Genomic DNA, 25,487 nt, shown 5'->3' with positions numbered 1-25,487 from the left:
CCGTGCTATGTACCGTAAGCTGAAAGTTTACGCAGGCGCTGAGCACAACCATACTGCTCAACAACCTAAAGTACTAGACATCTAATCGGGGATTTCGGAAATGGCAGAGAATCAATACTACGGCACTGGCCGTCGCAAAAGCTCAGCTGCACGTGTTTTTATCAAACCAGGCAGCGGCAACATCGTAATCAACAAGCGTAGCCTTGATGAGTACTTCGGTCGTCCAACTTCTCGCATGGTTGTTAAACAACCTCTAGAGCTAGTTGAGATGGTTGAGAAACTAGACCTATACATCACTGTTAAAGGTGGTGGTATTTCTGGTCAAGCAGGTGCTATCCGTCACGGTATCACTCGCGCTCTTATGGAATACGATGAATCTCTACGTCCTGTTCTACGTGCTGCTGGCTACGTTACTCGTGACGCTCGTCGCGTTGAACGTAAGAAAGTTGGTCTACGTAAAGCACGTCGTCGTCCACAGTTCTCTAAGCGTTAATCTTTTCTTTACGAAAAGAATCTCGCTTTCCAGTGTTACTGGAATGTGGTTCAAAAGCTCGGCATTTGCCGGGCTTTTTGTTTTTCTGCACAAAAGTTTTTGTGCGCTTCTCCAAAAGAAAGTCCTTTCTCACAAGTCGCTTCATCTCCCTTTCTTTCAATAATGTCCCTTTTGTGACCTCGCGTGCGAATTGCTTCACGAATGTTATGAAAAGGTAGCTTTATCTTGTCAAAAAGTAGGGTTTTATTTATCATTTCATATCAAATAAATACAACGAAAACCCGTATTTTGTTAGCCATGCTCTTTAAGCGGAATAACAGGAATCCACAAGGAGCAAATGGGAGAATGTCTGGATGAGCAATGCGCCTTTGAACAACGGTCGCAGACGTTTCTTAACCGCTACAACAGCTGTTGTGGGTGGTTTAGGAGCGGCTGCGGTTGCCGTACCTTTTATCAAATCGTGGAACCCAAGTGCGAAAGCGAAAGCGGCCGGTGCCCCTGTCGAAGTTGACATCAGTAAACTCGAAGAAGGGCAGATGGTTCGTGTGGAGTGGCGAGGTAAACCTGTCTGGGTTGTCCGTCGTGCTCAGTCTGTTGTGGATGCTTTAAAAGAGCACGACAACCAACTTCGCGACCCGAACTCTAGTGAAGAACAACAACCGAACTACGCTCAAAATACCTATCGTTCAATAAAGCCTGAATACTTTATTGCGGTGGGGATTTGTACTCACTTAGGGTGTTCACCAACCTATTTGCCTGACTCCTTTAACGAACAAGTTCAAGGGGTGAAATCAGGCTTCTTCTGTCCATGTCATGGTTCGAAGTTCGACATGGCTGGTCGTGTATTCCAAGGGGTACCCGCACCACTCAACTTGGTGATTCCGAAATACATGTACCTGAGCGATACCAGAATTGTTATCGGCCTTGACGAAACCGGGGAGGCATAATGCAAGCTCTACTTGATTGGGTGGAAAAACGCCTGCCCGCAATGAATGCGTACAAGAAACACCTATCTGAATACCCAATGCCGAAGAACTTTAACTTTTGGTACCTTTTCGGTTCCTTGGCAATGTTGGTCTTGGTGAACCAGATCCTCACCGGGATTTGGCTGACGATGAACTATGTGCCATCTGGTGATGGTGCGTTTGCTTCAGTGGAATACATCATGCGTGATGTCGATTACGGTTGGTTGCTGCGTTATATGCACTCCACGGGCGCATCGGCATTCTTTGTGGTGGTTTATCTGCACATGTTCCGTGGTCTGATTTACGGTTCATACCAGAAGCCTCGTGAGTTGCTGTGGATCTTCGGTATGTTGATCTTCTTGGCGCTGATGGCTGAAGCCTTTATGGGTTACCTGCTACCTTGGGGACAGATGTCTTACTGGGGTGCTCAGGTTATCATTTCGCTATTCGGTGCGATCCCGGTGATCGGGGATGACCTGACACTATGGATTCGAGGTGACTACGTCATTTCAGGTGCGACGCTGAACCGCTTCTTTGCGCTGCACGTGATTGCGTTACCTATCGTGCTGCTGCTGCTGATCGTACTGCACATTCTTGCGCTGCACGAAGTGGGATCGAACAACCCGGATGGGATCGAAACCAAACTGCCAAAAGGTGAGATGGGCGACGATTACCAAAGTCAGTTCAAGTTCCATGAGTACTACACGAAGAAATACGACATCATCGATTCGATTCCTTTCCACCCTTACGGGACCGTGAAGGATCTCGTGGGTGTTGCTGGCTTCTTGTTCTTATTCTGTTATGTACTGTTCTTTAACCCAGAGATGGGAGGCTACTTCCTTGAGCCGCCTAACTTTGAAGCCGCGAACCCACTGAAAACACCTGAGCACATTGCGCCAGTGTGGTACTTCACGCCGTTCTACGCCATTTTGCGCGCAGTTCCGGACAAGTTGGTCGGTGTTATCGCGATGGGGGCGTCGATTGTTGTGCTGTTTTTGCTGCCATGGTTGGATCGTTGTAAAGTCCGTTCGTACCGTTACCGCAGTAAACTGCACCTGGTGAACATCATTCAATTTACCATTTGTTTCATTGCCTTAGGTATTCTGGGGGCGCTTCCAGCCACACCAACATATACCTTACTGGCTCGAATCTTTAGTTTGGGTTACTTCATGTTCTTCGTCTTGCTGTTCTTCTACAGCAAAAACGAAGCAACCAAGCCACTACCAAAGAGGGTGACATTCAAATGAAAAAATGGATTGTAATTTTGTTTGCCATGTTGCCTTCATTGGCGATGGCTGCGGGCGGAAACGTCCATCTGGACAAAGCGGGCAATGACCTGACCGATACTGCGTCGTTGCAACGTGGCGCCCAGCTGTTCATGAACTACTGTTTTGGCTGTCATTCGACGCAATATCAGCGTTATGAGCGTGTCGCGACGGATCTTGGCATTCCCGCGGATCTGATGAAAGAGAACTTGATTTTCGATCCGCAAACCAAGATTGGTCAGTTGATGGAGAATGCCATTCCGGACAAATCTGCGGCGAAATGGTTTGGCGCGCCACCACCGGATCTGACGTTGGTTGCTCGCGTGCGTGGTGTGGACTGGTTATATACATATCTCCGTTCATTCTATGCTGACCCAAGCCGCCCGTTTGGTGTGAACAACATTGTGTTCCCAAGTGTTGGTATGCCTCATGTGCTTGAAGAGCTGCAAGGCACACCTGATCCCGTGTTTGGAACGCACCTGGTGAATGGCGAAGAAGTGAAAACCGTTGTCTCTACGAAGTCTCGTGGTAATGGCGAGTTGAGTACCGGTGAATACGATCAAGCGGTGCGTGATCTGGTCAACTTCCTCGAGTATTCCGGCGAGCCGGTAAAACTCGAACGTCAAAGCATGGGCTGGTGGGTGATGGCCTTCCTTGTACTGCTTACCATCGTGGTCGTCGCGCTCAAGAAAGAGTATTGGCGTGATGTGCACTAATTGTGCTATCATATCGCGCTAATTCTCGATTTATCGAATCATCAATGGAGGCTTAGCCTCCATTGTTTTTTATATCTGTAAGTGTGTGCTGGAGGGCTCCATGGCTGTAGCTGCCAATAAACGTTCTGTGATGACTCTATTTTCAAGTGCGTCTGATATGTATAGCCATCAGGTTCGTATTGTGCTGGCCGAAAAGGGTGTCAGTGTTGAAGTTGAGCTGGTTGATGAAGATAACCTACCTGCGGATCTCATCGAGCTGAACCCATACAAGACGGTACCAACGCTGGTTGACCGTGAGCTTGCGCTTTATGACTCTAAAATCATCATGGAATACCTTGATGAGCGTTTTCCCCATCCACCATTGATGCCAGTGTATCCTGTTGCCCGTGGTAACAGCCGTCTGATGATCTACCGTATCGAAAGAAACTGGTACTCACTAGCGAACAAAATCATCAACGGTTCTGCCGATGAAGCAGAATCTGCTCGTACGAAACTGCGTAACGATTTGCTGACGTTGGCTCCGGTATTCGCGGAATACGAATACTTCATGAGTGAAGAATTCAGCTTGATCGATTGTTACTTGGCTCCGCTATTGTGGCGTTTGCCTGTTCTGGGTATCGAACTGATCGGCCCGGGTTCTAAAGAACTAAAAATCTACATGAACCGCGTCTTTGAACGTGATTCATTCCTGGCTTCTTTGACCGAAGCTGAGCGTGAGATGCGTCTCGTTCGTTAATGGTTGTTTGATGGATATTGATCACATGACGCCACGCCGACCATTTATGCTACGCGCATTTTATGATTGGCTGTTGGACAATGACCTGACGCCACATTTGGTTGTCGACGCCACAATGCAGGGTGTTCGAGTGCCAATGGAATATGTGCAGGATGGTCAAATCATTCTGAACGTCGCTCCACGTGCGGTTGGCAATCTGGAATTGGGCAATGATGAAGTGACGTTTAACGCGCGCTTTGGTGGTCGCCCACATCTGGTTGTGGTGCCGATGTATGCCGTTCAAGCGATCTACGCGCGTGAAAACGGTGCCGGGACGATGTTTGAGCCTGAAGCGGCTTATATGGATGAACATGAAGTCGGTATTTTCGAAGAGGATGATGAAGAGACCACAGAAAGCGGATTGAGCGAAGTGACGTCCGAACTGCCAACTGTTGAGGATTCTGAACCGGAAGATGCCCCTCGTCCAAAAGGTAAACCAAGTTTACGAGTGGTAAAATAAGCCCGTAAGTTTCAATAAAAAGCAGCGCTTCAGCGCTGCTTTTTTTATATGTGGCTTATCGAACTTAGTCCGCGTATTGGAAGGCGCGAATCACTTGTTTGACGCCGGAAATATTACGGGCAACCTCGGTCGCAATGTTGGCGTGTTCACGAGAGACATACCCCAGTAAGTACACTTCTCGATCTTCGGTGATCACCGAAACCTTCACCCCGTTGAGTTCTGATTTGGCGAGCAGTGCAGATTTCACTTTGGTAGTGATCCAACTGTCATTACTGACTTCGCCGAGGGAAAGCGGGGCTTTGATATTGACTTGGTTGTGCAGTTCTTTAACGCCCTTGATTTGCTGGACTTGCGCAATAAACTGCTCGAGCAATTCGGCAGTGCGTGACTGACCAATCAAAATCACGGTGCCGCGATACGAATTGGCGGTAATTCGCATTTGGTTTTGATACGGCGCTTTATTACTCAGGCCGGTAATTTCCAGTTGCAAGTTGCTATCGCGCCAGATCTCTTGCGTGGTTCGTGGGTCGGTGGCGATATTCACGGTGGTCGCAGCTCCTGCGATAAACAGCCCAGCACACCCGGACAAAGTCATCAGCATCGCAACAACGGCAAAAAGGCGTAAAGTCTTCATCAATTACTCTTCATGAGCGGGAAACAGAACCTGATCGATCAAATCGCACAGGCAGTGCAAGGTCACCATGTGAACTTCTTGAATCCGCGCGGTGCGCTGAGACGGAATGCGAATTTCAACATCGTTTTCACCCAGCAGGCCGGCCATTTCGCCGCCATCTTTGCCGGTCAAGGCAATGATGGTCATGTCGCGAGTTACCGCAGCCTCCATCGCTTTGATGATGTTCTTGCTGTTACCACTGGTGGAGATGGCCAGCAGAATGTCACCCGGCTGACCAAAGGCACGCACTTGCTTGGAGAAAATTTCCTGATAGTGATAGTCGTTAGCCACCGCTGTCAATGTGGTGTTATCGGCGGTCAGTGCGAGTGCAGGCAGGCTCGGGCGTTCAGTTTCAAAACGGTTCACTAAACAGGAGGTGAACTGTTGCGCATTCGAGGCCGATCCGCCGTTGCCACAACAGAGAATTTTGCTGCCGTTCAGCAGGCTGGCCACCATGGCTTGGGCCCCGTGCATGATCGCATCTGGCAACGCTTCGGCTGCGGCGATCTGAATTTGAATGCTTTCGGTAAAACTATCTTTAATGCTATCGAGCATCGATTATCCTTCAGTGATTGCGTTTTTTATCCAGTCAATCTGGCGGCCTTCATCATGGATTGCCACCACATCGAAACGAAAATCGGTCGTGTCGGCACTCAGGCCTTGCTTGAGCATCCACCAATTTGCCGCTTTGATCAAGCGTGCTTGCTTCTGTCTGGTGACCATTTCAGCAGCATGGCCGTGACGTTGGTTCTGACGATACTTCACTTCGACAAACACCAAAGTCTGTTTTTCTCGCATGATTAAATCCAGCTCGCCACCGCGAATCTGGAAGTTTTGGGCAATCAGTGACAAGCCACGGCGGCGCAAATAATCCGCCGCCGTGGCTTCGTAGTGTTGTCCAGTTTGGCGGCGATTAAAGAGCCCCATGCTCCGCCCAACTGATTTCACGTTGCACCACACATTGTTCGTCAATGCCCAGCACGCCGGTTTGACCATCAATGGTATACCCTTCGACGACTTTCATCTGTGGCAGTTCGACCATCAGGTTGTACGCATCCATCCCCATCGCTTGCAGGCGGCGTTCCGCGTTGCTGGATTTCGGCCACAGTTTTTCCATCTGTTCCGAAATGGCTGGCGTTGGGTGAATCAACAACGGAATGTCACTGTAAGTCACGCCCGTTAAATCTTCATACTGGCGGCCACCGCTGTTGCTGGCGGAGTTAGAAAACAGTTTCGGTGGTTGGGTATCTGGGTTGATGGCGACTTCGATAAACGGCTTGATGAGCGTGAGGTCAGCGCTGTTGGCCACGATGTATACCGCATCGATGTCACGACGGCTGCGTGGCTGGCTTTCCATTTTCAGTCCGGTCAGCGCTTCCATCTGGGCAATATTCTGTTGGCTATCTTGCAAGCCGAAGATGCTGTTGATGTTGCGTTGCAGCTGACGACGATCGCCGTATTGGTTCACAGCGACTTTGTTCTTGCTGAATTTGTGCCACTCTTCATCAAATGCTTCCACCACACGCTCGCCATAGCTGCCTTGTGGAGCCAGAACCAACGGATAACGGTAGCCTTGCGTAAAGAGATGTTTAGCCGCTTGCGCAACTTCTTGCTCTGGAGAGAGAGCCAAGTAGCAGGTGTCGGAGCCATCAATCACTTGATCGGGAATGTTCAGCGCCAGCGTCGGAATTGATTGACCCCGTGCTTGCTGGAACTGTTGCAGTTTTTCAATGTTGCCTTTAATCAATGGGCCCACCACGAAATCGATGTGCTTCGCCGTCAATGTGGCGTCGACCGATTCCAACGTTTCTGCGTTGGTGTCGATGATGGTTAATGTTGCTTCAGGATCGCGATCGTCATCGTTCATCATCGCCATGATAAAACCGTCACGAATCTTTTGCGCTGGGCTTGAGAACTTGCCAGTCAGTGGCAGTAGCAGGGCGGTATTCTTCGGTTTGACGATTTCCAGAGCAAGGATGTCTTGAATCGCTTTGGGCGTGTAGATTGCAGCGGGATGATCCGGGTTTTCAGCAAGCCATTTTTCCAGCGTGTTTTTGAGCTGAGGCAGGTCGCTCCCCATGGTTTTGACGTACACCGCCAATTGTAGCCAACCGTCGAGAGTCGCCTCGTTACGTTCGGCGGACAGCTTGGTGATCGCATATCCCGAGTAGTGATTGAGGTTGGCCCAGATTTGGTCGGCTAACGCTTCTTGTTGATCGCTGTCGGCCAGATCATACAGGGCGACCAATTCGCGACTGGAATCAAATGAGCGGTCGAGCGCGGTAAAAATATCGGCGCGCATCTGGTGGTATTCCTGCCATTGCAGCGTCGGCAGTTTCCAGTTGGGCTTAAAGTTGAGTAGGCCAAGGGCATCTTGGTATTTTTCTGCATTGACCAACAACTGGGCACGTGCCAGTTGCCATTCCGCCTGCTGGCTTTCACTTAGCTTTTGTTTCGCCAAGCGGCGAATCAGCAAGTCCGCTTGCTCGGTATTGTTTTCAGCAATCGCGGCTTTGAGTGCCATGATTAACCAGTCATTTTGCAGGCTGCCTTGACTGCTGTCTGCTTGCATCAGGTACGTCTGTGCAGGCAGGCTCGGTTCACCGGTAATGTCCACCAAAAGTGGCGATGTCGGCGTCGAGGTACAGGCGGCTAGGGTAATTGCTAATGCAACGGGAGTGAGTAAGCGTGGTACACTGCGTCTCTGATGGTTTTTCATAGCCATGAGTTCTTTCGTTAATCCGTGTAAAATTGTCTCTATATTAATCGTTGAAGTGATGGTAAACAAATGACAGATAACAAAACCTTGCCTGCCGAAGTCCCAACTTTGTACATTGTTCCGACTCCGATTGGCAACTTAGGGGATATCACCCAACGTGCCCTCGATGTGCTTTCAAGTGTTGATGTTATCGCCGCAGAAGATACACGCCATTCAGGCAAACTGCTGTCGCACTTCAATATTCAAACGAAGACGTTCGCTCTGCATGATCACAATGAACAGCAAAAAGCTCAAGTCTTAGTTGAGAAATTGTTGTCCGGACAGTCGATCGCGTTGGTATCGGATGCCGGTACACCACTCATTAGTGACCCAGGTTATCATTTAGTCACTCAATGTCGTCAAGCGGGTGTTAAAGTTGTGCCACTTCCTGGTGCGTGTGCGGTGATCACAGCATTGAGTGCCTCTGGTTTGCCGTCCGATCGCTTTAGTTTCGAAGGCTTTTTGCCCGCCAAAAGCAAAGGGCGCAAAGACAAGTTTATGGAAATCGCCAAAGTTGAGCGCACGTGTATTTTTTATGAATCGCCGCATCGTATTACGGAATCGCTGCAGGATATGCTGGCCATCTTGGGGCCAGAGCGTGAAGTGGTGCTGGCTCGTGAGCTGACCAAAACCTTTGAAACCATTCAAGGTATGCCGCTGGGCGAACTGATTGAGTGGATTAATGCTGACGAAAACCGCAAACGCGGTGAGATGGTTCTGCTGATTCACGGCTACCGTGACAGTGCAGAAGACACGTTGCCGGAAGAGGCGCTGCGCACGCTTGGTATTTTGACCCAAGAACTGCCACTGAAGAAAGCGGCGGCGATGACGGCAGAAATTTACAACCTGAAAAAGAACGCGCTCTACAAATGGGGATTGGAGAATCTCGGCTAACTGATGAACTTCTGACCAGTTGCGCCGAAAATCGGTGTGGAGGACGATTCTTCCTAGACAGTGACCTGCGATGCCGATAGAATTCGCGCCTGGAGTTGACTGGGTAGTCGCTGCCTTATTGACGTCCCTTAACCTTGTGTTAGGGAGACTGATAAGGGGGAGGAAAGTCCGGGCTCCGTAGAGCAGGGTGCCAGGTAACGCCTGGGGGGCGCAAGCCTACGACAAGTGCAGCAGAGAGAAGACCGCCGATGGCCCGCAAGGGATCAGGTAAGGGTGAAAGGGTGCGGTAAGAGCGCACCGTGCGACTGGCAACAGTTCGTAGCAAGGTAAACTCCACCCGGAGCAAGACCAAATAGGCCTCCACATAGCGTTGCTCGCGTTAGGAGGCGGGTAGGTTGCTTGAGCCAGTGAGCGATTGCTGGCCTAGACGAATGGCTACTACCGCGCAAGCGGAACAGAACCCGGCTTACATGTCGGCTCCACCTATTCAGACCCATCATAACTTCGCGGTTATGATGGGTTTTTTGCTTTTTATTGACTTAGACGATAGTAAAACCATTAAACTTAGCGCAATGTCACGTCCCGTAAGTGTTTTTATGGGTAGCAGTCGTGTAGGAAAACGGTACACTACACAATCAAACTGACGGACGTTTGTGCTGAACGAGACCCTTATGACTGAATCTTTCCAACATATTTCTGTGCTACTTCATGAATCGATCGACGGTCTGGCGATTAAGCCGGATGGGATTTACATCGATGGCACCTTTGGTCGTGGCGGACACAGCCGCACTATCTTGTCTCAGCTTGGCCCCAATGGCCGCTTGTACAGCATCGACCGCGATCCGCAGGCGATTGCTGAAGCGCAGAAAATTGATGATCCGCGTTTTACTATCGTTCATGGCCCGTTTTCCGGGATTGCGGAATACGCTGCGCGTTACGAATTGGTTGGCAAAGTCGATGGCGTGTTGTTCGATCTCGGTGTGTCTTCACCGCAGTTGGATGATGCCGAGCGTGGTTTCAGCTTTATGAAAGATGGCCCGTTGGACATGCGAATGGATCCGACCTCGGGCATGCCGGTGTCAGACTGGTTGGCACAGGCGGATCTGGACGACATCACGTGGGTGATTCGTGAGTTTGGTGAAGACAAACATGCGCGCCGCATTGCCAAAGCCATTGTGGCGTACCGTGAGAATGAAGAAAACGAACCCCTGACGCGCACGAGTCAGCTAGCGAAGCTGATCTCGGATGCGGCGCCAAAGAGCTTCAAAGAGAAAAAACACCCGGCGACGCGCGCATTCCAAGCCTTTCGCATTTACATCAACAGTGAATTAGAAGAGATCGATACCGCGCTCAAAGGGGCTGCGTCGATTTTGGCCCCGCAAGGCCGTTTGTCGGTGATCAGCTTCCATTCGCTGGAAGATCGCATGGTGAAGCGCTTCATGCGTAAAGAGAGCAAAGGACCGGAAGTGCCTCACGGTATTCCGTTGACGCAAGAACAAATTCGCGCGCTGGGCAGCGCTGATCTGAAAACGGTCGGCAAAGCGATCAAACCGTCTGAGCATGAAGTGGCGATGAACCCACGTTCTCGTAGTTCCGTGCTGCGCATTGCTGAAAAACTCTGAGTGGCCTGAAACTCGATTGCTGTTATGTCTCAAACCAAGCCTAATCTCGCCAAACTGATTGCGTTCGACCTACTCACGGTGGGTCGTATTCCGCTGGTCATGCTGATGTTGATCTTTGCGACCGCGATGGGGGTGGTGTTTACCACCCACCACACGCGCCAATCGATCACGCAAAAGGATCTGGCGTTGCAAGATCGCGATCACCTCGACAACGAGTGGCGTAACTTGATTTTGGAAGAAACGGCGTTGGCGGAGCACAGTCGAGTACAAGACTTAGCACGCAAAGATCTCGAGATGAAACGTCCGGATGCTGACAAAGAAGTAGTGATTGAACTCAAATGACGAAGAAGCCAGCGAAAGCCAAAGAGAAAACTCCCGCCAAACCTAAAGCGAGCGTCAAAGCAGCCGGCCCAGACAGTCCGGTGCTGATTCGCTGGCGTTTCTATCTGATCATCCTATTTGTCCTGCTGGCATTTGCGCTGCTGGTTGGGCGCCTTGCCTTTATTCAAATCATCGAACCCGATAACCTCATTCGCGAAGGGGACATGCGTTCCATTCGCGCCAAAACCTTGCAATCGGCTCGCGGCATCATTTCGGATCGCAATGGCGAAGCGCTTGCGGTCAGTGTGCCGGTGGAAGCCGTCTGGGCCGATCCGGCGACGATTTTCAAACAAGGCGGTTTGGTTGAAAAGGATCGTTGGTACGCGCTGGCGGATGTGCTGAATCTGGATCGTCAAGAGATGATGACCAAGCTGGAAGACAACCGTACGCGTCGCTTTATCTATCTGCAACGTCAGGTTAGTCCGGCGATGGCGAAATACATTCGCGAGCTGAAGCTGTCTGGTGTGGGGCTTAAATCAGAATCCCGTCGCTATTATCCGGCGGGAGAGGTCAGCGCGCACTTGATCGGAGTCACCGGGATTGACGGCCATGGTCTGGAAGGCGTTGAGCGCAGTTACGACAAATGGCTGACGGGTGAAGCGGGCAAGAGCATTATTCGTAAAGACCGCTACGGCCGCGTGGTGGAAAATATCTCGCTGGAAGAGCGCGAAGAAGGCAAACCGCTGCAACTGACGATTGATCAGCGCCTGCAAGCGATCGCGTTTCGCGCGGTGAAGCAGGCGATGGCGGATTATCGTGCCACGTCCGCATCCGCTGTGATGCTAGATGTAAAAACGGGTGCCGTGCTGGCGATGGTGAATGCGCCATCCTATAACCCGAACAATCGCGCGGATTGGCAAAGTTTCAAAATGCGTAACCGCGTGATTACCGATGCGTTCGAACCGGGGTCGACGGTGAAACCGTTTGTGGTCTTGGCCGCACTGGCCAATGGCACGGCCGATGAGCATACCATTATTGATACCGGCGATGGCGTCATGCGTATTGGTGGCAGCCGCGTGCGAGATACCTCGAGAGTCGGCAAAGCCACTCTCCAAATGATCCTGAAAAAATCGAGTAACGTCGGTGTGGCGCACTTGGCGCTGGGCATGCCGCTTGAAGCGATGTTGGGGATGTACAATTCAGTCGGTCTGGGAGAAGTGTCCGGTCTGAACTTGGTGGGTGAAACGACGGGGATTTTTCCGAACCGTCGCCGCTGGTCACAGTTTGAAATTGCCACGTTGGCCTTTGGGTACGGTTTGTCGATCACGCCGATTCAATTGGCACATGCTTACGCGACGCTGGGCAACTTCGGTAAATATCAACCCGTGCATCTGATTGAAAGCAACCAACAGGATCTCTCTCACCAAGTGGTGGATGAGCAATACGCGAAGAAAGTGTTGGATATGCTGGAAACCGTCACCCAACCGGGCGGCACGGCCGTGCAAGCCGCGGTGCCGGGCTATCGCATTGCGGCGAAATCCGGGACGTCACGTAAAGCGGTCGCGGGCGGTTACAGTGATGAATATTTTGCCTACACCGCCGGTGTGGCGCCGGTGAGCGATCCGCGCATTTCGCTGGTGGTGATGGTCAACGAACCGCAAGGCGACTCTTATTATGGCGGTGCGGTGGCAGGGCCAGTGTTCTCGGAAATCATGAAAGGGGCACTGCAGATCCTGAACATCGCACCGGACGAGAACCGATTTCAAAAATAACAAAGCCCGTTCACGCAGCGGGCAGAACATAGTGTGAGAACTCCATGAACACTAGCAAGGCTTTACAACAACTAATCTCTCCATGGCTGACCATCAGTGCGCCGTCACTGGCAGCGTTGACCGTGACGCATCTGGAACTCGACAGTCGCCACATCCAAGCGGGCGACACCTTTGTCGCGATTATCGGCCACGCCACCGATGGACGTCGATTCATCGATAAAGCCATCACCCAAGGGGCCAATCTCGTGTTGGCGCAAGCGTGTCCACAGCATCCCCATGGTAGCGTCGAAGAGCGCCATGCGGTGCCGGTTGTGTACCTCGAACAGTTGGATAAACACCTTTCAGAGCTGGCTGGGCGCTTGTATGGCGGTCATCACAATCATGTGATTGCGGTGACAGGCACCAACGGCAAAACCACGATTTCTCAACTGATCGCGCAATGGATTGATTTACTGGGCCATCGCGCCGCGGTGATGGGAACCACGGGCAACGGTTTTCTGAGTCATTTGCAGCCTGCGGCCAACACTACGGGCAACGCAGTTGAAGTGCAGTCGACGCTGTTTGAACTCGCGCAGCAAGGTGCGGAATATACGGCCATGGAAGTCTCTTCACACGGCTTGGTGCAAGGGCGAGTGAAATGTGTGCCGTTTGATGCGGGCGTATTTTCTAACCTCAGCCGTGACCATCTGGATTATCACGGCACGATGGACGCTTATGCGGACGCAAAGTTGTCGCTGTTTACCGAGCATGAGACACGCCAAGCCATCATCAATGTCGACGATGAAGTCGGCGCGCGCTGGGCGCAGCAACTTCAGCATGCCGTGGGCGTATCACTGAACGCGAAGCCCAATGCTGAACAAGCGTTGTGGGCGGTGCAGGTGAGTTACGCAGAAAGTGGCATCACGATTGATGTCGATGGCAGTTGGGGCGCAGGGCAACTGCGTGCGCCGCTGATCGGCGAATTCAACGCCTCAAACCTGATGTTGGCTCTGGCCACGCTGCTGAGCCTGGGCTTTGAGCTCGATGCTTTATTAGCGGCGGCACCGCAACTTCAACCGGTGTTAGGTCGCATGGAACTGTTTCAGGCCCCCGGCAAAGCCAAAGTGGTGGTCGATTACGCTCATACGCCAGACGCGCTAGAAAAAGCGCTACGCGCCCTGCGTGTGCATTGCCAAGGTCAGCTGTGGGCGATTTTTGGGTGCGGTGGGGACCGTGATACAGGGAAACGTCCGATGATGGCGGCGATTGCCGAAGCCTTTGCTGATCGCGTGATCCTGACTGACGACAACCCACGCAGCGAAGATCCACAGGCGATTGTCAATGACATGCTGGCCGGACTTAAAACCCCGCAACACGCGAGTGTGGAACACAACCGTTTTGACGCGCTGCGTACTGCGCTGTCGCAAGCCGGGGAACAAGACATCATTCTGCTGGCTGGTAAAGGCCACGAAGATTATCAAGTTCTGGCCCACGACACGATTCACTATTCGGATCGCGAATCCGCACAAACCTTATTGGAGCTATCAGCATGATTCGTCTTTCTTTGTCACAGCTCACAACGGTTTTAGATGCTCAATTAGTCGGGGATGATACGGACATTGCGGCCGTGTCGACTGACACACGCTCGATTGCGCAAGATGCGCTGTTTGTGGCTTTAGTCGGTGAGCGTTTTGACGCGCATGAATTTGCCGCGCAAGCGGTGGCTGCGGGCGCCAAAGCGTTGCTGGTTGAACGAGCGCTCGACGTCAACGTGCCTCAGCTGGTGGTGAGTAATACCAAAACGGCGTTGGGCCAACTGGGGAGCTGGGTGCATCAGCAGTGCCACACGCCAACCGTGGCGATCACGGGCAGTTGCGGCAAGACGACCGTAAAAGAGATGGTTGCCAGCATTTTATCGGCCAAAGGTCAGGTATTGTTCACCGCGGGTAACTTTAACAACGACATCGGTGTGCCGCTGACGTTGCTGCGCTCGACGCCGCAAGATGACTATGCCGTGATTGAACTCGGCGCCAATCACATTGGCGAGATTGCTTACACCGTGGGTTTGGTGAAACCGGATGTGGCTTTGGTCAATAACGTCGCTGCCGCACACTTAGAAGGTTTTGGATCGATTGACGGTGTCAAACGCGCGAAAGGCGAAATTTACCAAGGGCTGAGTGCAGGCTACACCGCGGTAGTGAATTTGGATAGTCAGGGCGGCGCGTTGTGGCAATCGGTGCTGGCTGACAAAAGCGTGAAAACTTTTTCCGTCACAGAGCACAGCGCTGACTTTTACCCACGGGATATCGTGTTGAATGCAGCAGGAGAAGCCAGCTTTGTGTTGGTGACGCCAATCGGTGACGTGGCCGTAAAACTGGGCATCATCGGCAAACACAATGTGGGAAATGCTTTGGCTGCCAGTGCGCTGGCGATCGAGATGGGCGCAACGCTTGCGGATATTCAGCACGGCTTAGCGCATCTGTCGAAAGTGAAAGGCCGCGTGGATGTGACCGAGCTGACCGACCACATTACCTTGATCGATGACAGCTACAATGCCAGCGTTCCCGCGATGAAAGCGGCGGTGGACTTGCTTGGCGGTTTTTCTGCCACCCGTTGGCTAATTTTGGGCAATATGGCCGAGTTGGGCGAGGAAAGCCTTGCACTTCACCAACAAGTCGGTGAACATGCTGCACCATTCCAGTTTGACTATGTTCTGACATATGGCCACGATGCGAAAGTGATCAGCGATGTCTGTCACGGCCGTCATTTTGCGTCCCATCAGGACATGATTATGTTTATCGAGCAGCACCTAGAACAACAACCCGATCGCACTCACGTCCTGATCGTCAAAGGCGCCAACAGTGCGGGTATGAGTAAGATTGTCGCTGCTCTTAAGGAGAAATACTCATGATTATTTGGCTTGCGGAGTTACTCCAGCCATATTTTTCGTTTTTCCGTTTGTTCGAATACCTTTCATTTCGAGCGATTGTCAGCATTCTGACGGCGCTGGGCTTGTCATTGTGGATGGGCCCGCGTTTGATCAAGCGTCTGCAATTGCTGCAGATTGGTCAAGTGGTGCGTAACGACGGTCCGGAATCTCATTTCAGTAAACGTGGTACCCCAACGATGGGCGGTATCATGATTCTGGCCGCGATTATCGTCACCGTGTTGTTGTGGACGGATCTGTCGAACCCGTATGTCTGGGCAGTGCTAGCCGTGCTGATGGGGTATGGCGCTGTTGGCTTTGTTGATGATTATCGCAAAGTGGTGCGTAAAAACACCGATGGTTTGATTGCGCGCTGGAAATACTTCTGGCAGTCAGCGATTGCACTGGTGGTGGCATTTGCACTGTACGCGCACGGTCACGACACCGCTGCCACTCAGTTGGTGGTCCCCTTCTTTAAAGATGTGATGCCTCAGTTAGGCTTGTTCTACATCATTCTGACTTATTTTGTGATCGTCGGTACCAGTAACGCCGTGAACCTGACGGATGGTTTGGATGGTTTGGCAATCTTGCCGACCGTGCTCGTGGCGGCGGGGTTTGGTGTGATTGCTTGGGCGACCGGAAACGTCAACTTCGCCAACTATCTGCATATTCCTTATATTCCGTATACCTCTGAATTGGTGGTGGTGTGTACCGCGATTGTCGGGGCAGGGCTTGGTTTTCTGTGGTTTAACACCTACCCAGCGCAAGTTTTCATGGGCGATGTCGGCTCATTGGCTCTGGGCGGCGCACTGGGTACGATCGCGGTGCTGGTTCGTCAGGAATTCGTCTTGGTGATCATGGGCGGTGTGTTTGTGATGGAAACGCTGTCGGTGATTTTGCAGGTGGGCTCATACAAACTGCGTGGTCAACGCATCTTCCGTATGGCGCCAATTCACCATCACTATGAATTGAAAGGTTGGCCGGAACCACGCGTGATCGTGCGCTTCTGGATCATCTCGATCGTTTTGGTTTTGATTGGTTTAGCGACGCTGAAAGTGCGTTAATCCGTTGAGTGGAAAAGAGATAAAATGGACCGTTGGCAAGGCATTCAGCATGTAGTGGTCGTGGGGCTCGGTATCACCGGGCTCTCTGTCGTTAATTATCTGCAAAAATATCATCCGTCGGTGAACGTTCGCGTCATTGACACCCGTGAAGCGCCACCGGGGCAAGAGCAACTGCCAGCCGGTGTGGCACTGCACAGCGGCAGTTGGAACGTTGCGTGGTTGTTGGCGGCGGATTTAATTGTAGCCAACCCGGGCATTGCGCTTGCCACGCCAGAAATTCAGCAGGCGTTGGCGGCGAACATTCCAGTGGTTGGTGACATTGAATTGTTCGCTTGGCACGTGGATAAACCCGTGATTGCGATTACCGGTTCGAACGGCAAAAGCACCGTGACGGACCTGACTGGCGTGATGGCCAATGCGGCGGGGATTGCGACTGCCGTGGGTGGGAATATCGGCGTGCCTGCGCTGGATCTGCTGGCGCAGCCAGCGGAACTGTATGTGCTCGAATTGTCGAGCTTCCAATTGGAAACCACCTCATCTTTGGCGCTAAAAGCCGCGGCATTTCTTAATCTGTCGGAAGATCACATGGACCGTTACGACGGCATGGCAGGATATCGCCAGGCTAAGCTGCGCATTTTTGAACATGCACAAACGGCGGTCGTGAACGCTGACGATACTCAAACCTATCCGGATGCCTACTCGGGTCGCACGGTGCGTTTTGGTCTGGAGCAACCTGCCGAATTTACCACGGCGCAACACGACGGTAAGGAAGTGTTGCTCGCCAATGGCGAAGTGGTGCTGCCAACCTCGGATCTGAGTCTGGTTGGTCGTCACAACGTGGCTAACGTGCTGACTGTGCTGGCTTTACTCGATGCGGCGGGTGTGAATTATACAAACGCGCTGCCTGCATTGAAGTCTTACACGGGACTGACACATCGCTGTCAGGTGGTTGCCGATAATCAGGGTATCAAATGGGTCAATGATTCGAAAGCGACCAATGTGGCGAGCACATTGGCGGCGCTGTCTGGCCTGACCTTGAATGGCACCTTGTATCTGCTGGTAGGCGGGGTTGGCAAAGGGGCGGACTTTACGCCGCTAAAACCAGTGCTGGAGACGTTGCCGCTGATGCTGTGCTGTTTTGGCCGCGATGGTGATCAATTCATGCCTCTGCATGCTTCTGCACAACGCTTTGACACCATGGAAGCCATCATTGCCTCGATTCGTCCGCAATTGAAAGCGGGGGATATGGTGCTGCTGTCGCCCGCATGTGCCAGCTTCGATCAATTTAAAAACTTTATGGCACGCGGTGACGTGTTCGCTGAGCTGGCTCAGCGCTACGCCTAGAGACAAAAGGAACGACTTTGTTATTGTCCAAACCATTTCATGCACTCAACCGCTGGCTGCGCACTGCGTCGCCTGACGCATTGTTCGATCGTCAGTTGGTCTGGATCGCGCTGGGGTTGATGCTGATTGGTTTGGTGATGGTGACCTCGGCTTCGTTTCCCATCAGCTCGCGTCTCACCGACCAACCGTTTCACTTTATGTTCCGCCATGCGATCTTCTTGATGCTGGCGCTCATCACCTCTGCGGTGGTGCTTCAAGTGCCGCTGCAACGCTGGATGCAATACAGCTCCGTGTTGCTCGCGATCTCCTTTGTATTGCTCATCATCGTGTTGTTAGCGGGTAAATCGGTCAACGGTGCTTCGCGCTGGATTCCCCTCGGTCTGTTTAACCTTCAGCCTGCGGAAGTGGCCAAGTTATCGCTGTTTATCTTTATGTCCGGCTATCTGGTGCGCAAACACGATGAAGTGCGACAAACCTTCTTTGGCGGCTTTCTCAAACCGATCATGGTGTTTGGCACGCTGGCAGTCTTGCTGCTTGGCCAGCCAGACTTAGGGACGGTTATCGTGATGCTGGTGACGCTGTTTGGCATGCTGTTTATCGCTGGGGCAAAGCTGTCGCAGTTTCTGGCCTTGATGGTGGCCGGTATTCTTGCGGTGGTGGCGTTGATCGCCGCTGAACCCTACCGGATTCGCCGGGTAACCTCGTTTCTCGACCCGTGGGAAGACCCATTTGGCAGCGGTTACCAGCTCACGCAATCTCTGATGGCCTTTGGTCGCGGTGAATGGTTTGGTCAAGGCTTGGGCAATTCCATTCAAAAACTGGAATACCTGCCTGAAGCGCATACAGACTTTGTTTTTGCCGTGATGGCGGAAGAGCTTGGCTTTGTTGGCGTGACATTGGTGTTGATGCTGATTTTTAGCTTGGTGTTCAAAGCCATTCTGATTGGCAAAAAAGCGTTTGAGCACGATCAGCAGTTTGGCGGTTATCTGGCGTTTGGCATCGGGATCTGGTTTGCGTTCCAGACCTTGGTCAACGTGGGCGCAGCCGCAGGGATGGTGCCAACCAAAGGTCTGACATTACCGCTGATCAGTTACGGTGGTTCGAGTTTAATCATTATGTCGGTGGCTGTGTCGATACTGCTGCGCATCGACCATGAATGCCGCATGGCAGATAATCGCAGAACAAAAGAAATAACCAATGAAGAAAACTAAACGATTAATGGTGATGGCTGGGGGAACCGGCGGTCACGTGTTCCCCGGCTTAGCGGTTGCAAAACAGTTGCAGCATCAAGGCTGGGACATTCGCTGGTTGGGAACGGCGGATCGAATGGAAGCGGATCTGGTGCCCAAACATGGCATCGCGATCGATTTTATTCGGGTGAAAGGTCTGCGTGGTCAGGGCATTGCCCGTCTGTTGAAGGCGCCATTTCAAATCGTGAATGCCATTTTACAGGCACGCCGCCACATGAAAGCGTGGCAACCGGATGCAGTCTTGGGCATGGGTGGCTATGTCAGTGGCCCGGGCGGGATCGCGGCGTGGACGCTCGGCATTCCGGTGATTTTGCATGAGCAAAATGCGGTGGCCGGTCTGACCAACCAATGGTTGTCTAAAATTGCCACCAAAGTCTTTCAGGCTTTTGACGGCGCGTTTGCGGGCGTCCCTGTGGTAGGAAATCCAGTTCGTGGTGATGTTGTTGCGCTGCCGGAGCCGGATGTTCGAATGGCGGAGCGCACAGGTCCGCTGCGTATTCTGGTGATGGGTGGCAGCCAAGGCGCGCGGATTCTCAATCAAACCGTGCCGGCAACGTTGGCGTTGTTGGGTGACGGTTACCAAGTGCGTCATCAGGCTGGGAAAAATAACCAACAAGACGTTCAACAAGCCTATGCGGAACGGGGTGTGCACACGGCTGAGGTGACTGAATTCATCGATGATGTCGCACAGGCGTATGCTTGGGCGGATCTCTTAGTTTGCCGCTCTGGCGCCTTGACGGTTTCCGAAATTTCAGCCGCTGGCGTGGCCGCGATCTTTGTGCCTTTCATGCATAAAGATCGTCAACAAGCGCTCAATGCCGACCATTTGGTGGCGTGTGGCGCAGCCCTAATGATTGAACAACCTGAGCTGACCGCAGAGACATTGGCCGCTGCAATTAAGCAGTTAGATAGACCTGCTCTGCTGGAGATGGCGCGAAAAGCTCGCCATGCAGCCAAACTGGACGCGGATAAAGTCGTGGCGGATGCCATTGTCTCCGTCACGCAGTCCCGTGTCGACCAAGAATGAGAACCACTTTATGACGATCAAACACACACAAGATTTAGCACAAATTCGCGCCGTGGTGCCGGAAATGCGCCGCGTGAAATGCATTCACTTCATCGGAATTGGTGGGGCGGGCATGAGCGGGATCGCGGAAGTGTTACTCAACGAAGGTTACCAAATTACCGGGTCTGACATTGCGTCGAATGCAGTGACCGAGCGTCTAACTGACAAAGGGGCGACGGTGTATATTGGCCACTCGGCATCAAACGTCGCGCAGGCAAGCGTGGTTGTGGTGTCTACCGCAATCAACGAAGAGAACCCAGAAATCAAAGCCGCGCGTGAAAAACGAATTCCGGTGGTGCGCCGTGCAGAGATGCTGGCCGAACTGATGCGTTTTCGCCATGGCATTGCTGTTGCGGGGACGCACGGTAAAACCACCACGACAGCCTTGGTGACCCAAATTTATTCTGAGGCAGGCTTAGATCCAACATTTGTTAATGGTGGCTTGGTGAAAAGTGCTGGCACCAATGCGCGTTTGGGCTCGAGCCGCATTTTGATTGCCGAAGCCGATGAAAGCGATGCGTCGTTTTTGCACCTGCAACCGATGGCGACGATTGTCACGAACATCGAAGCGGATCACATGGACACCTACGGCGGTGATTTTGAAACGCTGAAACAGACATTTGTCGATTTTCTACATAATCTGCCTTTTTATGGTCAGGCGATTTTGTGCGTTGACGATCCGGTGGTGCGTGAACTCATTCCGCGCATCAGCCGCCACGTGATCACCTACGGTTTCTCTGAAGATGCCGATGTTCGCATCGAGAATTATCGTCAGGAAGGGCAACAAGGTAAATTTACGGTCGTACGCCAAGGGCGCGCGAATCTCGATATCACCTTGAACATTCCGGGGCGCCATAATGCGCTTAATGCGTCGGCGGCCATTGCGGTTGCCACTGAAGATGACATTCACGACGACGTCATTTTGCGTGCGATGGCGAATACGCAAGGCACGGGACGTCGTTTCGATCATCTGGGCGAGTTTGACACCGGCAACGGCGACGTGATGCTGGTCGACGATTACGGCCACCACCCAACCGAAGTGGGCGTGACCATTGCCGCCGCGCGCAATGGCTGGGCGGACAAACGGTTGGTCATGATCTTCCAACCGCACCGTTATACGCGAACTCGTGATCTGTACGATGACTTTGCGAACGTTCTGGAGCAAGTGGATGTGTTGCTGATGTTGGATGTGTATTCGGCGGGTGAGAAGCCCATTGCCGGGGCTGATGGCCGCTCGCTGTGCCGTACCATTCGCAGCCGAGGCAAGCTGGATCCGATTTTTGTGCCAGATAGCAAGACCTTACCGTCAGTTTTAGCCAATGTCCTACAAGATGGTGACCTGGTGCTGACGCAAGGTGCGGGCGATATCGGCAAAGTAGCAAGAGAATTGGCGGCGTTCGAGCTGAACATTGAGCGTATGCAAAATGCGTAATCGCGTTGCATTCTTGTGTCTCATGGTGAATTAAGTCCGTTTGAATACCGAATTTCTGTATTTGAGTATTTGATACTTTTTAACACCTCAGTATAATCCAAAGGTTAAAGTCAGTGCTTTTGCCTCTATTGCGAAATGAAATAGGGAAACAATTTGCCAGTCGCCAACAGGATCAACGGACTTTGATAAACAGCGTGTTAGCCGAAGGCCGTCGAATATCCAGTTCACCACTAGTCAAACAGCATGCCGTTGGAGGTAGCTTTTTCCTGGTGGTGTTGTTGTTGATTGGTTTTTTGTTGTATTCGACGATCAGTTGGATGTGGGATGAGCAGCGTCTGCCACTCTCTAAAATCGTTTTGCAAGGTGATTTACAATACGTGTCAACGCGGGATGTTCAGCGTTCGTTTGCTCGCTTAGAGCACATCGGTACCTTTATGTCTCAGGATATCGATGCGCTGCAAAGCAGTGTGCAGTCCATTCCTTGGGTTGCACATGCATCCATTCGGAAACAGTGGCCTGACACGATAAAAGTGTTCTTAACGGAGCACCAAGTGCAGGCTATATGGAATGGCAATGCCTTACTTGATGACGATGGCATCGTTTTTGACGGTGATATCGGCGTGGTGAAAGGCGAGCACGTGAAGTTGTATGGCCCAGATGGCAGTGCTCCGGAAGTGTTAAACGTCTGGCGAGAATATAACGCACAGTTTCAGAACATCGGTCGTAACATCTCGTCGTTACTGCTGAATGAGCGTCGTGCCTGGCAGATTATTCTGGATAACGGCATTCGCTTGGAACTGGGTAAAGAGTCGTTGGACGAACGGATAGCACGGTTTTTTCTACTGTATAAGCAGTTGGGCAATGACGCTGATAAAGTCAGCTACATTGACCTCAGATACGATACAGGCGCCGCAGTAGGTTGGATCTCAGAACAAGAGTTAGCACAAGAGAATAAAGATGACTAAAACTGCTAATGACAACATCATTGTTGGTCTGGATATCGGCACCGCCACCGTATCAGCTTTAGTGGGAGAAGTTCTCCCTGACGGTCAGATAAACATTATCGGTGCGGGCACCAGTCCTTCCCGAGGCATGGATAAAGGTGGCGTGAACGATCTGGAATCGGTTGTGAAATCGGTTCAGCGTGCCATTGACCAAGCAGAATTGATGGCGGAATGCCAAATTAGCAATGTGTTTCTGTCGATTTCCGGCCGTCACATTGCCAGCCGAATTGAAAAAGGTATGGGAACTATTTCCGATGAAGAAGTGTCGCAAGACGACATGGATCGGGCGATTCATACCGCAAAATCAATCAAAATTGGTGAAGAGCAGCGAATTTTGCATGTGATTCCTCAAGAATTTACGATTGATTATCAAGAAGGCATTAAAAATCCTTTAGGATTATCAGGTGTGCGAATGGAAGTCAGCGTACATTTGATTACTTGCCACAACGATATGGCAAGAAACATCATTAAAGCCGTAGAACGTTGCGGATTAAAAGTTGAACAGTTAGTGTATTCAGGGTTGGCGGCAAGTAATGCCGTGATCACTGAAGATGAGCGCGAACTTGGTGTGTGCGTGATCGATATTGGTGCTGGGACAATGGATATTGCCGTCTGGACCGGTGGCGCACTGCGACATACCGAAGTCTTCTCTTATGCGGGCAATGCCGTCACCAGTGACATCGCGTTTGCTTTCGGAACTCCCGTGAGCGACGCCGAAGAGATCAAAGTGAAATATGGCTGCGCGCTGAGTGAGTTAGTAAGCAAGGATGATACGGTTAATGTTCCGAGTGTGGGTGGGCGCCCATCACGCAGTTTACAACGACAAACCTTGTCGGAAGTGATTGAGCCTCGCTACACTGAGTTAATGGGGCTGGTGAATCAGACCATTGACTCGGTACAGGAAACACTGCGTAAAGACGGCATCAAGCACCACTTGGCTGCCGGCATTGTCTTAACGGGCGGTGCAGCGCAGATTGAAGGATTAGTTGAGTGTGCGGAGCGTGTGTTCCGCAACCAAGTCAGAGTTGGCAAACCTCTTGAGGTGAGTGGCCTGACGGATTACGTTAAAGAGCCGTATCATTCTACGGCAGTTGGTTTACTTCATTACGCAAGAGACAGTCAAATTAACGACGATACTGAATATCAAGAGCCAAAGCGCCAATCAATGTCGGGCTTATTGGGTCGTTTGCGTAACTGGATACAAAAAGAGTTTTAACCTGAGTTGCAGGAAAAACGGAGATAACACATGTTTGAACCGATGATGGAAATGTCTGACGATGCTGTAATTAAAGTCGTTGGGGTTGGTGGTGGCGGTGGTAACGCCGTAGAACACATGGTGCGTGAATCCATCGAAGGCGTGGAATTCATCAGTATCAATACAGATGCGCAAGCACTTCGTAAAACCAGCGTAAGCACAGTCATTCAAATCGGCGGTGATATTACTAAAGGTTTAGGTGCGGGTGCGAATCCGCAAGTTGGACGTGACGCAGCTCTCGAAGATAAAGATCGAATTAAAGAAGTGCTGATGGGTGCCGATATGGTATTTGTCGCCGCTGGTATGGGTGGTGGCACCGGTACTGGTGCTGCTCCTGTGATTGCGGAAGTGGCTAAAGAACTCGGTATCCTGACGGTTGCTGTTGTCACTAAGCCATTCAGCTTCGAAGGTAAAAAACGTCTTTCGTTTGCGGAACAAGGTATTGAAGAGCTGTCGAAACATGTCGACTCTTTGATCACCATCCCGAACGAAAAACTGCTGAAAGTACTGGGTCGTGGTATCACTTTGCTTGAAGCCTTTGCCAGCGCGAACGACGTGCTTAAGAACGCAGTACAAGGTATCGCAGAACTGATTACTCGTCCGGGCATGATCAACGTCGACTTTGCAGACGTACGTACTGTGATGTCGGAAATGGGTCACGCCATGATGGGTAGCGGTGTTGCGAAAGGTGAAGACCGTGCTGAAGAAGCGGCAGAAATGGCGATTTCAAGTCCACTTTTGGAAGACATCGACCTCGCTGGCGCTCGCGGCGTACTGGTGAATATCACGGCTGGCTTGGATATGCGCCTGGATGAATTCGAAACTGTCGGTAATACTGTTAAAGCGTTTGCTTCTGACAATGCGACCGTGGTGATCGGTACATCTCTGGACCCAGACATGGCAGACGAGATTCGCGTAACGGTTGTTGCAACGGGTATCGGTAACGAACGCAAACCAGATATTACGTTGGTGGCAGGCGGTAAAGCGAAGCCAGTGCAAGCAACTCAACCACAACAAACCGTTGCTCCGGCAGCCAAAGTGGAAGAGAAAGCGGCACAACCTTTGCAAGAAAGAGTTGAAGTGAAAACACAGCCGGCACCGGCCGCGTCAAGCAGCTCTTCCTCTGCAAGCCAAAGCACTGCGCCTAAGCAAGAGAAAGAGAGTGGATACCTTGACATCCCTGCTTTCTTGCGTCGTCAGGCTGATTAAGATCTCGCCACAATTTGACACTGTTCAAAATTCTGGTAGGATGTCGGTCGGTAACTTTACCGGCCGAGCTTTGTGGCATCGATTTAGAGGCAAGTAGATGATCAGACAACGTACACTGAAAGAAATAGTGAAAACAACTGGGGTGGGCCTTCACTCTGGTCGTAAGGTCACGTTAACTCTTCGCCCAGCTGCTGCAAACACTGGTATTATTTACCGTCGTACCGACGTAAACCCACCTGTGGAC

General features: G+C 51.7%; 26 protein-coding genes, 1 other RNA gene and 1 pseudogene. 23 read left to right on the top strand and 5 right to left on the bottom strand.

Annotated features, from left to right (window positions below; all coding sequences use genetic code 11):
* Both VFA_RS23070 and rpsI read left to right on the top strand, forming a co-directional pair.
* Nucleotides 1-85: pseudogene (locus tag VFA_RS23070) on the top strand (uL13 family ribosomal protein); the annotation flags it as partial.
* Nucleotides 86-100: 15 nt separating this feature from the next.
* Nucleotides 101-493 (top strand): 30S ribosomal protein S9, encoded by a 393-nt coding sequence (gene rpsI / locus VFA_RS00295; RefSeq protein ID WP_004723802.1) that lies wholly within the window; start codon nucleotides 101-103, stop codon nucleotides 491-493.
* A 50-nt stretch (nucleotides 494-543) separates the two neighbouring features.
* On the opposite strand, the gene VFA_RS00290 is transcribed toward rpsI, so the two are convergent.
* The gene (locus VFA_RS00290; RefSeq protein ID WP_038150568.1) at nucleotides 544-747 is read right to left on the bottom strand and encodes a hypothetical protein; all 204 of its coding nucleotides are present in this window, start codon (nucleotides 745-747) and stop codon (nucleotides 544-546) included.
* Nucleotides 748-846: 99 nt separating this feature from the next.
* Between VFA_RS00290 and petA the strand changes: the two genes are divergently transcribed.
* The 5 genes from petA (at nucleotide 847) to sspB (ending at nucleotide 4,674) form a co-directional block, all read left to right on the top strand.
* The gene (gene petA / locus VFA_RS00285; RefSeq protein ID WP_004723800.1) at nucleotides 847-1,440 is read left to right on the top strand and encodes a ubiquinol-cytochrome c reductase iron-sulfur subunit; all 594 of its coding nucleotides are present in this window, start codon (nucleotides 847-849) and stop codon (nucleotides 1,438-1,440) included.
* A complete protein-coding gene (locus VFA_RS00280) occupies nucleotides 1,440-2,705 on the top strand; it encodes a cytochrome b (protein ID WP_004723797.1) in 1,266 nt (421 codons plus the stop codon). The genes petA and VFA_RS00280 overlap by 1 nt, the downstream gene beginning before the upstream one ends.
* Nucleotides 2,702-3,439, top strand: coding sequence for a cytochrome c1 (locus VFA_RS00275; RefSeq protein ID WP_004723794.1), 738 nt, complete (start codon nucleotides 2,702-2,704; stop codon nucleotides 3,437-3,439). The genes VFA_RS00280 and VFA_RS00275 overlap by 4 nt, the downstream gene beginning before the upstream one ends.
* 100 nt (nucleotides 3,440-3,539) lie before the next feature.
* Nucleotides 3,540-4,175, top strand: a complete 636-nt coding sequence (gene sspA, locus VFA_RS00270; protein ID WP_004723793.1) for a stringent starvation protein SspA — start codon at nucleotides 3,540-3,542, stop codon at nucleotides 4,173-4,175.
* 10 nt (nucleotides 4,176-4,185) lie between these two features.
* Nucleotides 4,186-4,674 (top strand): ClpXP protease specificity-enhancing factor, encoded by a 489-nt coding sequence (gene sspB, locus VFA_RS00265; RefSeq protein WP_004723790.1) that lies wholly within the window; start codon nucleotides 4,186-4,188, stop codon nucleotides 4,672-4,674.
* Between the two features lie 64 nt (nucleotides 4,675-4,738).
* Here sspB and VFA_RS00260 read toward each other — a convergent pair whose 3' ends face one another.
* The 4 genes from VFA_RS00260 to VFA_RS00245 are packed head-to-tail and all read right to left on the bottom strand — an operon-like array spanning nucleotide 4,739 to nucleotide 8,066.
* Nucleotides 4,739-5,308, bottom strand: a complete 570-nt coding sequence (locus VFA_RS00260; RefSeq protein ID WP_004723788.1) for a BON domain-containing protein — start codon at nucleotides 5,306-5,308, stop codon at nucleotides 4,739-4,741.
* Between the two features lie 3 nt (nucleotides 5,309-5,311).
* Nucleotides 5,312-5,902 carry a phosphoheptose isomerase gene (locus tag VFA_RS00255; protein ID WP_004723786.1) on the bottom strand — a complete coding sequence of 197 codons (591 nt, stop codon included), beginning with the start codon at nucleotides 5,900-5,902 and terminating at the stop codon, nucleotides 5,312-5,314.
* A 3-nt stretch (nucleotides 5,903-5,905) separates the two neighbouring features.
* A complete protein-coding gene (locus VFA_RS00250; RefSeq protein WP_004723785.1) occupies nucleotides 5,906-6,274 on the bottom strand; it encodes a YraN family protein in 369 nt (122 codons plus the stop codon).
* Nucleotides 6,261-8,066 (bottom strand): penicillin-binding protein activator, encoded by a 1,806-nt coding sequence (locus tag VFA_RS00245; protein WP_004723782.1) that lies wholly within the window; start codon nucleotides 8,064-8,066, stop codon nucleotides 6,261-6,263. The genes VFA_RS00250 and VFA_RS00245 overlap by 14 nt, the downstream gene beginning before the upstream one ends.
* A gap of 69 nt (nucleotides 8,067-8,135) precedes the next feature.
* Here VFA_RS00245 and rsmI point away from each other — a divergent pair, with 69 nt between their 5' ends.
* The 16 genes from rsmI to VFA_RS23065 all read left to right on the top strand — a co-directional run.
* Nucleotides 8,136-8,999, top strand: a complete 864-nt coding sequence (rsmI, locus tag VFA_RS00240) for a 16S rRNA (cytidine(1402)-2'-O)-methyltransferase (RefSeq protein WP_004723781.1) — start codon at nucleotides 8,136-8,138, stop codon at nucleotides 8,997-8,999.
* A gap of 91 nt (nucleotides 9,000-9,090) precedes the next feature.
* Nucleotides 9,091-9,484: RNase P RNA component class A (gene rnpB, locus VFA_RS22980), an RNA gene on the top strand.
* Nucleotides 9,485-9,670: 186 nt separating this feature from the next.
* Nucleotides 9,671-10,621, top strand: a complete 951-nt coding sequence (gene rsmH / locus VFA_RS00235) for a 16S rRNA (cytosine(1402)-N(4))-methyltransferase RsmH (protein WP_004723778.1) — start codon at nucleotides 9,671-9,673, stop codon at nucleotides 10,619-10,621.
* 24 nt (nucleotides 10,622-10,645) lie between these two features.
* Complete coding sequence (gene ftsL / locus VFA_RS00230) at nucleotides 10,646-10,963, top strand: cell division protein FtsL (RefSeq protein WP_004723777.1); 318 nt, start codon at nucleotides 10,646-10,648, stop codon at nucleotides 10,961-10,963.
* Entirely contained in the window at nucleotides 10,960-12,714 is a 1,755-nt protein-coding gene (locus VFA_RS00225; protein WP_004723775.1) for a peptidoglycan glycosyltransferase FtsI, read from the top strand. The genes ftsL and VFA_RS00225 overlap by 4 nt, the downstream gene beginning before the upstream one ends.
* Nucleotides 12,715-12,758: 44 nt before the next feature.
* Nucleotides 12,759-14,246: a UDP-N-acetylmuramoyl-L-alanyl-D-glutamate--2,6-diaminopimelate ligase gene (gene murE / locus VFA_RS00220; RefSeq protein ID WP_004723772.1), complete on the top strand. Its 1,488-nt coding sequence runs from the start codon at nucleotides 12,759-12,761 to the stop codon at nucleotides 14,244-14,246.
* Nucleotides 14,243-15,604 carry a UDP-N-acetylmuramoyl-tripeptide--D-alanyl-D-alanine ligase gene (murF, locus tag VFA_RS00215; RefSeq protein ID WP_004723769.1) on the top strand — a complete coding sequence of 454 codons (1,362 nt, stop codon included), beginning with the start codon at nucleotides 14,243-14,245 and terminating at the stop codon, nucleotides 15,602-15,604. The genes murE and murF overlap by 4 nt, the downstream gene beginning before the upstream one ends.
* On the top strand, nucleotides 15,601-16,683 hold the full coding sequence (gene mraY / locus VFA_RS00210; protein WP_004723767.1) for a phospho-N-acetylmuramoyl-pentapeptide-transferase: 1,083 nt from the start codon (nucleotides 15,601-15,603) through the stop codon (nucleotides 16,681-16,683). Before murF ends, mraY begins: the two co-directional genes overlap by 4 nt.
* Nucleotides 16,684-16,707: 24 nt before the next feature.
* On the top strand, nucleotides 16,708-18,027 hold the full coding sequence (murD, locus tag VFA_RS00205) for a UDP-N-acetylmuramoyl-L-alanine--D-glutamate ligase (protein ID WP_004723766.1): 1,320 nt from the start codon (nucleotides 16,708-16,710) through the stop codon (nucleotides 18,025-18,027).
* 17 nt (nucleotides 18,028-18,044) lie between these two features.
* Nucleotides 18,045-19,238 (top strand): cell division protein FtsW, encoded by a 1,194-nt coding sequence (gene ftsW, locus VFA_RS00200; RefSeq protein WP_004723763.1) that lies wholly within the window; start codon nucleotides 18,045-18,047, stop codon nucleotides 19,236-19,238.
* Complete coding sequence (gene murG / locus VFA_RS00195; RefSeq protein WP_081454208.1) at nucleotides 19,225-20,304, top strand: undecaprenyldiphospho-muramoylpentapeptide beta-N-acetylglucosaminyltransferase; 1,080 nt, start codon at nucleotides 19,225-19,227, stop codon at nucleotides 20,302-20,304. Before ftsW ends, murG begins: the two co-directional genes overlap by 14 nt.
* Before the next feature lie 10 nt (nucleotides 20,305-20,314).
* Nucleotides 20,315-21,775 (top strand): UDP-N-acetylmuramate--L-alanine ligase, encoded by a 1,461-nt coding sequence (gene murC, locus VFA_RS00190; protein WP_014205751.1) that lies wholly within the window; start codon nucleotides 20,315-20,317, stop codon nucleotides 21,773-21,775.
* A gap of 182 nt (nucleotides 21,776-21,957) precedes the next feature.
* Nucleotides 21,958-22,740 carry a cell division protein FtsQ/DivIB gene (locus VFA_RS00185; RefSeq protein ID WP_038150565.1) on the top strand — a complete coding sequence of 261 codons (783 nt, stop codon included), beginning with the start codon at nucleotides 21,958-21,960 and terminating at the stop codon, nucleotides 22,738-22,740.
* Nucleotides 22,733-23,995 carry a cell division protein FtsA gene (gene ftsA, locus VFA_RS00180; RefSeq protein WP_004723757.1) on the top strand — a complete coding sequence of 421 codons (1,263 nt, stop codon included), beginning with the start codon at nucleotides 22,733-22,735 and terminating at the stop codon, nucleotides 23,993-23,995. Before VFA_RS00185 ends, ftsA begins: the two co-directional genes overlap by 8 nt.
* Nucleotides 23,996-24,025: 30 nt before the next feature.
* Complete coding sequence (gene ftsZ / locus VFA_RS00175; RefSeq protein ID WP_004723755.1) at nucleotides 24,026-25,243, top strand: cell division protein FtsZ; 1,218 nt, start codon at nucleotides 24,026-24,028, stop codon at nucleotides 25,241-25,243.
* A gap of 97 nt (nucleotides 25,244-25,340) precedes the next feature.
* Nucleotides 25,341-25,487: UDP-3-O-acyl-N-acetylglucosamine deacetylase (locus tag VFA_RS23065; protein ID WP_187380385.1), on the top strand; the 147-nt coding region annotated here is incomplete at its 3' end.

The organism is Vibrio furnissii CIP 102972 (assembly GCF_000176175.1).
GTDB lineage: Bacteria > Pseudomonadota > Gammaproteobacteria > Enterobacterales > Vibrionaceae > Vibrio > Vibrio furnissii.
Note: the sequence above shows the minus strand (reverse complement) of the source record. Positions and strands in the feature narration are given on the sequence as shown.